This window comes from Flavobacterium granuli (assembly GCF_031456055.1).
Classification (GTDB): domain Bacteria; phylum Bacteroidota; class Bacteroidia; order Flavobacteriales; family Flavobacteriaceae; genus Flavobacterium; species Flavobacterium granuli_A.
In genome coordinates this window covers 22,388-37,173 of sequence record NZ_JAVDTX010000001.1, presented here as the reverse complement: position 1 = coordinate 37,173, position 14,786 = coordinate 22,388, and the positions used below count along the sequence as shown (strand labels likewise).

At 30.6% G+C, this 14,786-nt stretch carries 12 protein-coding genes; 6 read left to right on the top strand and 6 right to left on the bottom strand.

What is annotated here, in order from left to right; all coding sequences use genetic code 11:
• Nucleotide 1: 1 nt before the first annotated feature.
• The 4 genes from J2W95_RS00135 (at nt 2) to J2W95_RS00120 (ending at nt 2,458) form a co-directional block, all read left to right on the top strand.
• Nucleotides 2–472 (top strand): helix-turn-helix transcriptional regulator, encoded by a 471-nt coding sequence (locus J2W95_RS00135; RefSeq protein WP_310002676.1) that lies wholly within the window; start codon nt 2–4, stop codon nt 470–472.
• A 385-nt stretch (nt 473–857) separates the two neighbouring features.
• Entirely contained in the window at nt 858–1,202 is a 345-nt protein-coding gene (locus J2W95_RS00130) for a helix-turn-helix domain-containing protein (protein ID WP_310002675.1), read from the top strand.
• Nucleotides 1,186–1,929, top strand: coding sequence for an ImmA/IrrE family metallo-endopeptidase (locus J2W95_RS00125; RefSeq protein WP_310002673.1), 744 nt, complete (start codon nt 1,186–1,188; stop codon nt 1,927–1,929). The genes J2W95_RS00130 and J2W95_RS00125 overlap by 17 nt, the downstream gene beginning before the upstream one ends.
• Entirely contained in the window at nt 1,913–2,458 is a 546-nt protein-coding gene (locus tag J2W95_RS00120; protein ID WP_310002672.1) for a hypothetical protein, read from the top strand. The genes J2W95_RS00125 and J2W95_RS00120 overlap by 17 nt, the downstream gene beginning before the upstream one ends.
• Nucleotides 2,459–2,874: 416 nt before the next feature.
• Here J2W95_RS00120 and J2W95_RS00115 read toward each other — a convergent pair whose 3' ends face one another.
• From J2W95_RS00115 to J2W95_RS00100, 4 genes are all read right to left on the bottom strand, one after another.
• Nucleotides 2,875–4,131 carry an McrC family protein gene (locus J2W95_RS00115; protein WP_310002670.1) on the bottom strand — a complete coding sequence of 419 codons (1,257 nt, stop codon included), beginning with the start codon at nt 4,129–4,131 and terminating at the stop codon, nt 2,875–2,877.
• Nucleotides 4,124–6,655, bottom strand: coding sequence for an McrB family protein (locus J2W95_RS00110; RefSeq protein WP_310002668.1), 2,532 nt, complete (start codon nt 6,653–6,655; stop codon nt 4,124–4,126). The genes J2W95_RS00115 and J2W95_RS00110 overlap by 8 nt, the downstream gene beginning before the upstream one ends.
• A 236-nt stretch (nt 6,656–6,891) precedes the next feature.
• On the bottom strand, nt 6,892–9,084 hold the full coding sequence (locus J2W95_RS00105) for a DNA/RNA helicase domain-containing protein (RefSeq protein ID WP_310002666.1): 2,193 nt from the start codon (nt 9,082–9,084) through the stop codon (nt 6,892–6,894).
• Nucleotides 9,081–9,419 (bottom strand): nucleotide pyrophosphohydrolase, encoded by a 339-nt coding sequence (locus J2W95_RS00100; protein WP_310002664.1) that lies wholly within the window; start codon nt 9,417–9,419, stop codon nt 9,081–9,083. The genes J2W95_RS00105 and J2W95_RS00100 overlap by 4 nt, the downstream gene beginning before the upstream one ends.
• Nucleotides 9,420–10,174: 755 nt before the next feature.
• Here J2W95_RS00100 and J2W95_RS00095 point away from each other — a divergent pair.
• Nucleotides 10,175–11,596, top strand: coding sequence for a DNA cytosine methyltransferase (locus J2W95_RS00095; protein ID WP_310002662.1), 1,422 nt, complete (start codon nt 10,175–10,177; stop codon nt 11,594–11,596).
• Here J2W95_RS00095 and J2W95_RS00090 read toward each other — a convergent pair.
• A complete protein-coding gene (locus tag J2W95_RS00090) occupies nt 11,589–12,347 on the bottom strand; it encodes a PmeII family type II restriction endonuclease (protein ID WP_310002659.1) in 759 nt (252 codons plus the stop codon). The genes J2W95_RS00095 and J2W95_RS00090 overlap by 8 nt on opposite strands.
• Before the next feature lie 858 nt (nt 12,348–13,205).
• Nucleotides 13,206–14,018, bottom strand: a complete 813-nt coding sequence (locus tag J2W95_RS00085) for a hypothetical protein (protein ID WP_310002657.1) — start codon at nt 14,016–14,018, stop codon at nt 13,206–13,208.
• 148 nt (nt 14,019–14,166) lie between these two features.
• Here J2W95_RS00085 and J2W95_RS00080 point away from each other — a divergent pair, with 148 nt between their 5' ends.
• Complete coding sequence (locus tag J2W95_RS00080) at nt 14,167–14,370, top strand: S1/P1 nuclease (RefSeq protein WP_310002655.1); 204 nt, start codon at nt 14,167–14,169, stop codon at nt 14,368–14,370.
• Nucleotides 14,371–14,786 lie beyond the last annotated feature (416 nt).

The window sequence follows — 14,786 nt, the reverse complement described above, 5'->3', positions numbered from 1 at the left end:
TATGAAAACTAAAGAAATTCAAATTGAAGATATTTGGAACGATAAAAAGAGAGAAGATGCTAAGAAAGCTATTTTACAGCATTCTTCTAAACAATCCAAAGAAAGGATATTAACAAATCAATTGCTTTCTATTCAGTATAGATTAGAAGATTATATACAGAACGAAAGTGATGATATTGAAGTTTTAAAAGTACTTGATTTTGTTAAAATGTATTTAAAAGCACTTAAATTGACTAAAAAGGAACTAGCAACGTATTTTGGAATGGAAGATAGCAATCTCCATAAATATTTGACAGGAGTAAGAAAACTTAATGCAGAGTTAGTTTTAAAATTAAGTAGTTTTTCGCACACTAAACCTGAATATTGGTATAGAGTTCAAATAAAGAATGAGTTGATCGAATTAAATAAGGAAAAGAAAAATGTTGAGAAGTATAAAAAATACGATTACCGTAATTTAGTCGAAGCAGTCTAATTTTTTTACTATAAAAATACTAGAAGCCCTCAATTTGGGGCTTCTTTAGTTTCTGTAAATTATTAATTTGTGCCAAAAAAGGACAAAAAAACTTTAGCGGTTTTTTTCTAAAGACATGCACCTAAAAAGTCGGGAGACTTTTATCACATTTTCGATTTATAAGAACTTTTAAAAAAATGCAAAGTCATGAGACATTTGCTTGCGTAGAATGAACACTGCGAAGAGCTGGGGTTAAATATAAATATGCAAACTTTTTTTAAGATGAGACAAATTAGTTGGATTGTTAACTTTTGTACAATTGTGTATAATTTATAAAAAATATGTATATTTGTAACAGATTTAAAGATTGGTAAAAATTACTTAACCTTATAATTAAAAAAAAACAATGGGAGCTACAACAGGACTAGTAATGAAAGGTTTGCGAGAGAAATATGGATATACACAGGATAAAGTCGCAGATTATCTAGGAATGAAAAATAGAGAAATGATTAGTTTTTATGAAAATGAAGAAAGAGAAGTTCCTCTAGAAGTTTTAGAAAAACTGTCTGATTTATTTGGTGTTGAGTTGGATGTTTTTTTTGTTGACAATGTAGATGAAGCATTAGCTGAAGTTGTCTTTGCTTTTAGAAAGGATGATTTTGATGGTGATGACATGGAAAATATGGCTGCTTTTGGCAAGATTGTAAAAAATTATTTAAAGATTAATAATCTGTATGGTAACGGTAAATGATAAAATATTAGAAGCACGAGCAAATAAGTTTAGACGAGAAAATGGAATTGCGTCTGATGTTGCCATTGATTTTGAAAATCTATTGCGGTCATTGGATGTTCTTACGGTTTTCAGACCTTTAAACGGTGCTTTTTCGGGGATGGCTTTGAAAACCCAGAACAATAATTTTATGCTTATTAATTCTAATGTTTCTAGAGGAAGGCAGCACTTCACAATTGGACATGAATTATATCATTTATTTATTCAAGCCGGATTTAGTTTTCAAATGTGTAATGCCGGTAAGTTTGATAAAAAAGACAAAGAGGAATTTAATGCGGATGTTTTTAGCTCTTACCTGTTATTGCCGGAGCCAGCAATAATAAAGCAAATACCAGAGGAAGAATTAGCCTGGGGAGGGGAAATTTCGTTAGGTACAGTTATAAAATTAGAGCAATATTTTGGGGTTTCCCGAAGCGCCTTAATGATACGACTGGATAAAATTGGCTTAATTAGAAAGGATTGTTCTCATTGGTTAAATGGAATAGCGAAGAGTGCAGTTGAGTTTGGTTATACTGATAAACTGTATAAAAAGAGTTCTGAAGAGCGTGTTGTTGGCAATTATGGCATCAAAGCAAAGGAACTGTATGATAAAGGAATTATATCAGAAAGTCATTATCATTCTCTAATGTACGACATCAACATTGATATCGACAATTTAAATTTGGAGGAGGATGACAAAGATATCTAGTTTGCCAAAAATATTGTTGGATTGTGATGTGATCATACATTTTATAAAAGCAGGAAAGCAGCTTCTTCTGCCTAAGATATATCCAAACCAAATGGTAATACTGGATAAGGTAAAAAGTGAACTTGATAAAAGAAAGTCAAATATAGTTTCTATTAATAATTTTATTGCCTACGCTAAAATTGAGATCATTAAGATGCCCAGTAATATGGAGATCATCAAAGAGTATTCCGTATTAAAGAGAAGTAAGGGTGAAGGTGAAGCGGCTTGTATGGCGGTAGCAAGATTCTCAAAAGACTATATCGCCAGCAGTAATCTTAGTGACATAGCGTCTTATTGTATTGCGTATGATATTAAATATCTGACGACAATGGATATTTTACTAGAGGCTCATAATTTAGGTTTAATGAGTGACCAAGAATGTATTGATTTTATTAAGGAAGTAAAATCAAAAGACAGCAAATTGATAAAAGGTATTGAAAGTATTGAAGATTATAAAAAATATCTTATACCATTAGCAAATATAAAATAGACCAATCTACTTGTTCTTTTTCTCCAATATTTCCTCAAAAAATAATTTCGTAGCTCAGGCTATGCAATGATTTTTATCGTCATCTTGAAAAAAAAATAACTTCGCATCTTTGGTCTATTTTATATCCACTAATGGTATTAAAAAATAACCGAAGCAATTGAAGATATGACTGTTTAGAAGATAAACCAGTTTTATCGTATTTCCGGCTTTTAAGAACTTTAAAAAAAAAGCAAAGTCATGAGACATTTGCCTAGCGTAGAATGAACACTTCTAAGAGCTGGGGTTTCAAAGTGAACGCAGAAGGGATTCGAACCTTCGATCGCCTGCTTAGAAGGTAGGTGTTCTATATTTTAAGAATCATTTGTTTAATCAAACTCATTATTGTTCGAGGATTGGATATCTCGAATAGTTAAGCATTAATATGTTTTACCAACAAATGTTTTAATGATTTTTCTAATTTCTATCTGCCATTTTTTTATGTCATTTTCCACGTTAATCAAAACAATACTGCATATTTTATCATCGTGGTCGCCATCCTTTTTTAAATAAGTTCCTGCTTTGCTGTCTTCAGGGTTTCCTGGATAGACTAAAGCTACTTTCTTTGCATCAAAATACTCGTGGTAGACATACATTTGTCTTAAATCATCAGGAGAAGGGTTGTAACCATTTAGATTTTTCCATTTGGTATCTAGAACTATGTTCCCGTTATCGGTTTCAATGTAAATGTCTGGTTTCATTGCCGTTCTTCTTCCGTTTTCTGGTTTCCAAAAAAACTTCGAAGTCTGTGCTTTGACCTTATTGAAATCAGTTTTGTTTTTCTTTAAACTTACATATATAAATTGCTCCCAAAGCATATTCATATCGAACATCAGAGCCAAAACATGGTTTGTTCCTTTGCTAACATCGGGATGGTATTTCAATAATAATAGTTTGGCAATTTCAATGGCTTTTTCATAGTGTTGGTTTTTTCTATTATAAACCAATTTTTCAAAAGTGGCAGCTGAAACTTTTATATCCGGCATTTCTGGAAAATGCAAAAGTAAAACCCCAATACGGCTTTGTAAATCATTATTAGTATTGATCTGTTTTAATAATTTTATGGCTTTATATAGAATGAAATGCAAGGTGTGTTCTATATCATAAGTTGTGTGGCAAACGTAAAAGCGTTCTTTGTGAATTAAGTTTTGTTGAATGTGTTTGCTGAATTGTAAGCTGCCTTTTAAGGCGGTAACGTTTGCTTCTTTTTTTCGGTACTTTTTTACTAGACCATTATGCAGTAGGTATTCTACTTCTTTGATAAATAACTCAAAGTATAAATCTAAAATTGTGTTGGGCTTTATTTTTAAGTTACTAGAACTGGTAGATTTTATATCAAAACTACCCACGGCTCTTAACATTCCAATTAATAAGTTACGCCATTTTTGGTCTTCTGTTGCTGAATGAGGGGCTTTATCTGCTTTTGGCAATACTTCTATTAAAGTTTTACCAACTTGGATCACTCCAACGTGCTCATTGAATTGAACACCATTATGAACTAATTTATAGAAAGGTATCCCATTGCCATAGTAGCGTTCCAATGCTTCGAATTGCTCTTTGGTGATTTTCTTTTCACCTCTGTCAAAACGAAGAATTTCATGTTCAAAAACAACGATATTTTCTTTTGTTTTACTCAATATTACCTTTCATTAATACTTTTATTGCTTTTTCGAATGTCATTTCAATGCTACCAATTTTATGATTTTTTACTTTCCTGTAATCAATAATTTCATAAACATTTCTGCTCTCAAAATCATTAGAAGCATCGTCATCAAAATCTGCAAAAGCATCCGTTCCTTTGTCCCATTCCTTCAAATGCACAAATCCTTTTCCCAATACCAAACCAAGCTTTCCATAATCTCCAAAGAAATATTCTTGAAGTAAGGGAATGATGTTTTTATAGAATGAATCTACGATTGAGTTTTCATCTTTGTTTAGTAAGTAGGAGTGACCTATTGCATGATCTTTATCTATCAGTTTTTCAATTCTTGAATTGATTGTTTTAAGTATTTCATATGCTTTATATCCGAAAATATCATTTTGCAATCCATCCAAATTATATAGTGGTGGCATTTCCTCAAAACAAAATCGTCTTCTCAAAGCTGCATCCAAAGCTTCGACACTTCTATCAGCGGTGTTCATGGTACCAATGATATATAGATAGGCAGGAACTCCAAATTTTTCTTTACTGTATGGCAACAAAACTTCTAAAGCTTCTTCTTTACCTAAACGTTTGTCTTCTTCTATAAGAGTAATTAATTCTCCAAAGATTTGAGAAACATTGCCACGATTGATTTCGTCTATGATTAAAACTTTTGGAGTCTCATCTTTTATTGCCTTTTTTGTAATAATATTTTCAATTAATTTAGGGTATAAATTTTTATATCCATTTATATAGTATGGCTCTAAGAATGGGTATTCTCTTCTATCAATTTCACTTAGTGACTCAAAATTTTCTACATTATTTTTAATCACATAATCAATAAGTTGATTAATAAGATTTTTTGAAACTAACAAAACTCCTCCATTTGGTTTTTTAAAATAAATCTCAGCATTAGTTATATCAACTATTTCATAATTACCTATCTTATCACCAATTTTAAATATTTGATTGTCAATACAAATTAATTTAAAAATACCATTATGTATTTTATAAATTACATTATCATCTTTTGTGGTTTCAGGTTTAATACCTTCAATAAAGTCTTCATAACTCATATTTTGATGAAAAGTGGTAAAGACAATTTTACCATTTTTAACCAAACGGTCATATTCTTTTTTTATCAAATCACGATTTTGAGTTAAATCAAAAGCAGGATTTATTATGTGGATAGCTCTATTAATAGTATTATATGTCTTTCCTGTTCCTGGTGGGCCATATAGGATTTGATTCAATTTTTCTGACATAATTTCAGTTTTTTTTATGGTTGTTGCTTCAAGGACTTTTGTCTCAAATTGTGTATGAAAAAAAGGAATGAATATTTTTGAGTTGGCATCCTTTATCTCTTTATTTGGGATAGCAATACAAGTGGAATTATCATTTGGAGTCCACCATTTTTTATCGTCAGTGTATGGATCTTCTTTAATTGCTTCTGATACAATTTCATATGATCGTTGCAACCAACCATCATCTCCAAAATCTTCATATTCGCACGTGGTAGCATCACTTATGATTCTACCTATAATTTCTAAATTACTATTACCTCTACACATATAGAAATAATCCCCTATTTTCATTTGTTTATCAAAAGTATCTCCTTGTGTTTGTGAGGAAACCCCCTTTGCTTTGGTTTGACTGTGAACTATAATTAAATTATTATCATTAAAAAATGTAAAGGATTCATCATTAATATCTTTACCACTCATAGAAACTTTAAAAACAGTCTCGTTTAGGTTTAATTTAATTGTATTTATTTTAGTTAGGAGTTTTTCCTTTTTTTGATAAACACTTTTATTGAATAATGTATCGTGGTATGTAAAGAATGAAGTGAATTTGAAAAATCCATTTGTAGAAATCTCTGTTTTTATTTTTTCGATCCTCGTAACGTTATTTGATTTAATACTTTTACGTTTATGATTTTTATTTTTCTGAATTACTTCATCAATTGTCAATCCTTCAGTACTTATAGTGACATCCAACTCAGTTGAAAAGTCAATTAATCCTTGGTTAGAATTAAGTTTTACATTCTCAAATTGATTATTGTTATCTAATAAAACAACACGATCATTCTCATTAAGGGATTGGAATAATTCATTATATTTTTGTTGTCCTGAAAAGATATAAAAACTAATGAATTTTTGATTTTTAGCATCTGCTATAAGTTGATTTAAATCTAATTGAAGAGGATGTATAAAAGGTTGGAAGTTTGCCTTAACCCTGGAAATAAGTTCAGGATAGGAGACATGTAGGCGTAATAATTGATCATTTTGACAATTCACCTCTTGAATATTTGTACACAATAGGCTTTTACCAGTATTCACTTCACTAATTATTCCTATAAGTAATTTATCATCTGAAATAAAAATTGCATTATCATTTTTAACGAGTCTTCCATATACATTGTCCCAACGACTACCAGTAGGATCTTCCCATAATATTGTTTTATTTTCAGAATTATACTGACTTAAAATACTTATTCTAGTGATTAATGTTTTTATCATTTTTTCAATTGTTGTAAAAAAATATTGTTTTTAATGAGTTTTTATTTATCCCCAAAATAAAAGTGGTAATAATTTAAAAATCCAATATTTATCTTTAGCGTAATAATACATACTTTTTATAGTAGGTGCTTAATTGTTTTTTTATTTTGTAATATTTTCTCTGGCCGTTCATCAACAGAGGCAATAACCAATCATGAAGTTTTTTCATGATGTTATGATTAATTTAATATGTGTTATTATAGAATGCATTCGAAAACCCCAATAACTTTCAAATTTTCTAACTCATCTTCTTTTAATTCAATGTCATAATAATCTACATTATGAGACAAAGGTTTTAAAATAATGGATTGATGACTCCATGTGTCATTTTTAATATTTTTTTTGCTTCTATACTCTTTAATAGTATATCCCGAACCAAAATCGGGGTCTTGTATATTTGTATGTTCGGCCAATACTATTTTTCCATCTCTAGAACCTCCTGAATATTTTCTAAACATACAAATTGAACCATTTGGGATTATTTTATTCATCGACTCTCCAATAACTTGGCAAGCAAATAAATCGCTTGAAGGTTTATATGTTTTTGGTAATTCGACCCATTGATAACCATTGGTGGTTTGCAATGCACTGAAATTTCCTGCTGCAACTTTTAAGTCATATAATGGAATGCCGTTTACATAAGGAATAACTTCATCATCTTCTAAAAAGATTGTTTTATTTTCGGTCTTATATTTTGGAATAAATTGAGAAAAATAGTCTCTTAGATTTTTATCACAAATGTATACGTAAGTACCTCTAATACCTCTGAGCATTATGGTTTTGTAGATATTTAAAATAAAATCTTTTAATTCTTCGGGATCAACAATTGATTGTTTTCCATTAACATCGTAATAATTTTCTTTTAGAATATTAATTTGATTCGTTGTCTTATCGTATGTAATTTCATTTCCGAAAATTATTCCTGTATAATTTAAGTCATAACCTTGAGTAGTATGAATACAACCTACTTCGTCTCTAGAGTTTTCTGAATTAACCCAATCAATATTTGTGCTGTTCCATTTTAGTCTGGTATTTTCAATTTCAATGTCATAATCTTGCTTGGAGTCTTTTTTATTGGTCATCCATGGCCAAGAATATCCTGCGACTAATCGTGACAAGCCATTTTCTATATCTCTGGATTTTATTTCATTTACGATATCTTCAATAGAATCGAAAAGAATAAGTTCATACTCTTTGGAGTTAAAAATAACATCTGAATTAGTCAATTTACATTTCAAAAGATTATCAATATAGTTGACATAATCGTTGCCTCCTCTAGATCTGAATTGAGATTTTAAATATTCTGTTTTGGTTAAACTATTTATTTTTAGTTTATCGAAATCTTCTTTCTTAACATCAGAAGGTTTAATAGATTGATTTTCATCATAAAAATAAACAGCGCTTTCAGATTGTTTCATTATCCAATCTAATTCATTGCAAGTATGTTTGTCTAAATTTAATTTTTCACAAACAACATCAAATGCCCTGAAATAAGCGCCTAAATTAACACGCCTCCTTAATCTATGTGATTCGTCTACAATAACAATGTCAAAAGTATCTTTGACGATTTCTGCAGGGCCAATTACCATATTGGCATTTAATCCTTTAATGTTTTTAAAAACTTTTTTTAAAGTAGTTCTAAAAGATGACATTGGAACAACTAATGCCATTTTGGGGTTTGGGAATTTTCTTTTCAATTCAAATACAATTTCCATGAATTCAAATTCATCATTTCCAAATTCCTCAAAATTAAAATCCTCATTCGTAGTATTTAGTAACTTAAACAAGAAAATTGCTAAAATTGTTTTTCCGGTTCCTGCACCACCTTCAATAATAATATTTTTATAAGTATTATCCAGAAGGTTTTTCATAATAACAAGAAGACCACTCTTTTGTTCTGAGGTTAAAGTTTTATACGGTGAATATTTGAATAAATCAGAATTATCAATATAATCAATAGGGTGCTTAGCTATTCCAACGGATCTTAAGTTATCCCAAATGGATTTAAAAATATCCCAATAGACTTCTTTCTTTTGGTAGTAATTGTGATTGGCTAATCCAATATTACCGTTAATTAATTTATAGTGTCCATCACCAGAAATATATTTAATCAGATTAGATTCTATATCAAGCGTCGCAGATTTATTAAATTTTTCACTTGAAATTAAATGGACTGCTGATAGTTTGTTTTTTATATTATTCTTTAAATGACTACTCATCCTAGCATATGTATCTGTAGTTTCACCAACATAGGCTTCATTTACATTTCCATCACTTAGAATATAAACAATAGGCCATAAATCTTTAACGTAATGTATATTATTAAATTCATTAACAAGACTTAAATCAAAATCGAATTTTTTAATTGTAAACAGTGGGTTTTGATTCATAGTTCATTGTATTTTTTTGCATTGCCTTTGGCTTTATCGACAGGATATTTTAATGCATTCTTTTTAATCTTCTCAGCAACAATATCAAATACATCCAAGTTGTGTTTTTCAGCAAGTAAAAAAGTAAAGGAAAGTATATCAGCTATCTCTTCTTTTAAGCGGTCTTTATTGATGTTCTCAACTTCATCACCTTTTTTCCATAAAAAAAGTTCATTTAATTCAGCTGCCTCAAGCGAAATAGCCAAAGCTAAATTTTTAGAGTCATGAAACTGTTCCCAGTCCCTGTCGTTTCTGAATTGAATTAATTCTTCGATTACTTTTTTATACTTTTCCATAACACTCTAATTAAGTTTTACCACATTATTCAAACTTACCAATAATAAAACACTTTTACAATCAATAAATTTAGTGGAATGTTTGTTAGCGAATTTGAGAATGTAGAATGATTTTTACTAAAATAAGTAAAATGCTGTATTTTAATGTTTATGGCTACAAGATTTTACAAGGTGAAGCATCCTAATGGAATTAGCGTAAAAAAGTCAGGAGACTTATATCGTATTCATGGTTTTGAAGTATTTAAAAAAAATGCAAAGTCATGAGACATTTGCATAGCGTAGAGACGAATATTTCGCAGAGCTGGTGACGAGGCAAGAGGAGGGGGAGAACCGCATTGCAAACGCTTTGTTTATTTTCTATAAGTAAGTAGGTACTCGTTACAAACGAGCACCAGAAGGGCGGGAAATAATCTCGCGTTTATAGATTTCACGAAATAAAAAAACACAAAAGTCATGGGACTTCGTGGAGCTTGGGATATGTTTAGAGATCTATAAGTTTTATTTTTTATCTTAAAGCAGGTCTTGAAAACCTAGATAGATTTTATACTTGTAAAAGTATTTGAGGTAACTTTACGCAGATTGCATCAGATTCAAGATAGGAATTTCTGATTTATTTTCTGTTTTTTTTCGAATGTAAATTCTTATATATTGTGTTGCAGTGAATTACGTGTTTTATAAAACAGAGACATTTTAAATCAATTAATCAATTATTTTTTAATACTTTTGGGTATATTAATTTAGTTTCGAATTAGAAAATGAATCAAGACAATTTTTACTCAGTTGAAGATGCTGCTGAGGCAATGAATTTTTCTCCTCAATATGTGCGAAAATTGCTTCGTGATGATAAATTAGGCGGTATGCAAGTTGGCAAAACTTGGGTTATACCGATCGAAAATGTAGATTCATTTGACAAAACAGAGCATCAGCTTCACAATACAGAAATTGACCGAAAGAGCAGTCTAAAAGTAAAAGTAGGCGTACCAAAAGTACTTTCATTTTTTTCTGGCGCAATGGGTTTAGATTTAGGTTTGGAAAAGGCTGGATTTCAAACATTGATGGCGTGCGAAATTGACAAAGCGAGTAGGAAAACTATCATTGCTAATAATCCTAAAATTGGGCTTATTGGAGATATTAGAAACTATACGGCCGATCAGGTATTAAGTTTCTCAGGTCTTACTAAAAATGACACTATTGAACTTATAGCAGGAGGCCCACCTTGCCAAGCTTTTAGCACCGCGGGAAATCGAAAAGGCTTTGAGGACGAGAGAGGAAATGTATTTTTGAAATATCTCAGTTTAATTGAAGAATTGAAACCTCGTTATGTAGTTCTAGAAAATGTCCGTGGCATTCTTTCGACAAAATTTTCGCTAAATGCAGAAGATGATATATCGAAATCTTTTTCTCAGGAGTGCAAAGATACACCTGGATCTGCACTTTATTATATCACCAAAAGATTAGAAATAGCAGGATATACAATTAGTTTTAATTTATACAATTCAGCCAATTTTGGTGCCCCGCAAATTCGTGAACGCGTAATTATTATTGGCTCGTTGGACGGGGTAGCTCTACCCTTCTTGAATCCCACACATAGTGAAACGGGAGAGTTTGGTTTAAAAAAGTGGAAAACCTTCAAACAAGCTTCTATAAATCTTGACGATAAATGTGACTTTGTTAAATTTCCGGAAAAAAGATTAAAATTTTATCGCCTATTAACCGCAGGCCAAAACTGGAAAGATTTATCAATTGAAAAACAAAAAGAGGCTCTTGGAAAGTCATATTTTCTTGGAGGAGGAAAAACAGGTTTTTTCAGACGCATCGCTTGGGATCGACCGGCACCAACCGTTGTGACACATCCAGCGATGCCTGCAACCGATCTTGCACACCCGGTAGAAGATAGACCTCTTTCTGTTCAGGAATATAAGCGTATTCAAGAATTTCCAGATTCTTGGTGTATTGAAGGATCAATCCTAGAACGATATCGACAAATTGGTAATGCAGTTCCCGTTAGCTTAGGAGAAGCAGTTGGGAAATTAGTTTTTTCAGCCATTAAAGAATCTGTTATTTACCCAATACAAGACTTTAAATATTCAAGATATAAAAACACCTCAAATAAAATGTGGTTAAAGGAATTTCAAAAACAAGTAGAAATTTTAGAAAAAAAAGCAGTAGCTACTTAATTTTTTTAGAAGGAGTCACTGAATTAAATTTTAGTAATTTATCCCAATTTATAGCGCCATCATCCGTTACGTAATCAATAAGAAATTCTTTTTCCATCCTATTTTTTACTTTACTGTAAGATTCTAAAAATTCTAAATTATATTTTTCGGCTTGATGTCCAATCGGCTCTATAATATCTACATACAAATTTGTCTCTCCAGAGATAAGTTCCCAGAATCTTTGTCCACACATTTTATAATACCCCTTTGCCTTATATTCACTAGAAGGATTGGATCGTCCATAACAACAACCATTTACACAAATTATTTCTTCTTTTCCTCCAGAAGTTGCGGCTCTTTTTTTTGCAGTATTGAATTGATCAACTAGCTTTTTATACTGACTGTCATTTCCCCAATTAGGGCCAGACTTGATTGCAACCACATAACGTTTACCTTCTTTTATAAAATCAAGATCAATTCCATCAACCATAGCTTTCTGCCCTCCATATACTGACTTATTTACAAAAACAGCCAAACGCTCTAGCCAATTTCCAAAGATACCCTCTTCACTGGATGATAAAAAAGCGGATAAAATTCCATCAATTATCTCACTTGCCGTATTTACGTTCTTAGCTTTAAATAAATATGGATTTTTAGCTCGTAATACGTCTGAAAGTTTAATAGTATTTACCTTTGCAAGGCGTTTTTCATGAAAGTCCTGAATATTTTCTTCAACATATTTAGTTACATCAGCTAGGTTCAATTTATTCATTTTCTTTTTTTTTGAAATCTCTATTTATTATTTTATTGAGATCAATTTTTTTATTTATTACTTTAATAAAATAGTTGCTAATTTAACAATAATAAATATACCTATTCAAAATTAAATCTATGCATTAACAAGAAAATGTAATTTCCTCTAAGCTTATTTTATGCTTATAGTTTTACTCGTGTTTACATTGTAATCACGAGTGGGAAACTCGCGCCAGCAGGAGATTTACAATGAAGTACTTCGAATACTATTTGAACCCTAATTGACATGTTCACAAATGTGTTGGTAACTATTCTAAGATATTAGAAGTGAAAAATTGCACAAAATATTCACTTTTTGGTATTATGGGGGTAGCTATCATGCATTTTATTGTGCTTAATGTATCATTTTTGGCATTATGGGGTACATTAGATGTTTTCTTCATAATGGTTTATATTTGTAGAACTAATGAAAATCATTAGCACACATAAAAAAAACCAAAAGTTGGAGCTTTTGGTTTTAAGTGGATTTGTTCAATCCTTATTTTCGGTCATATGAAAATACTATATTTAATTTGTGGGTCTTTGATATTATCTCAGGTTGCCCTCCTTGTCAAGGAAGTTCGAAAACTTATCCTTGCTTGTAAGAAGTAATTTTTTAAACCACTAGACTTTTTCTCAGGTTCTGGTGGTTTCTTCTTTGTTACAAAAGTAATAAAATATATTACAAAATAACATAATATGTTACTTTAACAATAGATGAACACGTTGTAGGGGGGGATGTACTTTGTGGGCACGGATTACTACGTCAGTTCACTTCGTTCGTGTGCAAATCCGCGCAATCGGGTTTTTGTATTTACCAAAGAAGCTATATTAAATACTAATTTTCTTTTATTAGAGTACCAATTGAATCAATTTTAATTTTAATTGGGTTTGTATCTGCAGCAGGTATTTGATTTAAAGCCATTAAATTATATAATTCCAAACCAAATAGAGTTAGTTTTCCATTATGAAAACCTCCTAATTGCTTCCCGTTAAATTGTTTCAATAAATTCATTTCAAAAAGTTCAGCTATCTCAAAGTAAAAATCAAAATAAACTTGTGCATCTGCATTGTTTTGAAAAAATTGATTCCAATTCTCAAAAGTAATCTGACCTAAAGATTTTATATATGATAAAATACATAATTGTTGATAGCTTAGTCTGTCAATTATTTTAATAAAAGTTAATGCTTTTTGAGAGTCAATTGATTCGTCAAATGTTATATTAGCTAAGAAAGCAGAATAATATGGTAGTTTTTTCTCTTCGTGTTCTTCTTTTGCTTTTTGAAGAATTCCTTCCAATATAGTTGAAGCACTGGATCTATCATCTTTCTTAATATCAAAAAAACCATCATCTCTAGGTTTTTCGCCGGATAATAGACGATTTTCTATAATTAGTGCAGCTCGATGATATGTAGCACCAATTCTAATTTTCTCTCGAGGTGCCATAATTTGATTTGATACTTCTGAACCTAATTTTTTCAAAAGAGAAGTAAGTGGCGAAGTAGCAGCAGCTCCTACAAGTCCACCAAAAGGACCAGCGAGTAAAAAACCTATTGATGCACCAGCTACTGAACCAAAAATCTCAGCACCACTGTTGCAAAATTCGTTAATTTGTTCCTTGGACAAGCCTTCGTTTTCTTCTATACTCATTTTAAAATTTATGGTTTAAAGAATTAATATATTAAAAACAAAGTTAATATTAAAAAAAAAATATTAGATTAAGTGTATTTATTTGTAGTAATTATAAATAAAAACTTGTATGGTGCGGGAGCTTTAGGAAGCTTACCAATGGCAAGTTGTGTTTTCGGGTTATTTAGTTATAAAAGTTGCAACTACGGGTTGGTCTAAAGAATCTCGAAGCCTACTCGATACTATTTACAATACAGGAGGAGCTAATATAAAGGATAGCTATGTTGATGCTAGTGCAATCACAATTGAATCACAAATACCAAAAGCTGGTATTCGATTGGCGGCGATCTTAAACTCTTCCTTTAAATCATAAAAACAAACACAACACTACGAAGTTTGTTTTTCCTGTTTTAAACCTCACTTAAGTTATTTGAACGAGGTTTTTTATGCTAGTGAATATTTGACATGTTTACACGAGCAGGATACTCGCGCTAGCGGGGAATTGAAAGAAAATTAAGTTTGCGTTTTATTTAATTTTATAATTATTCTAGTGGAGAAAACAGAGAATATTTTAGAATGTTAGCATATTAAGTCATTATTAAGCACTATGACGAGTTTCTGGGGTATTTGTCGAAAAAAATAGTAATAAAGCCAAAAATGTGATACTATTATTAAGAAATTTATTTGTAAAACAGTACAATTACGCATCTACCAAAATATAATTAAAAACAGATATTACTTTAAGAAAGTCGATTTTTTTTAAATGATGTTAAATTCGATGATTTTACT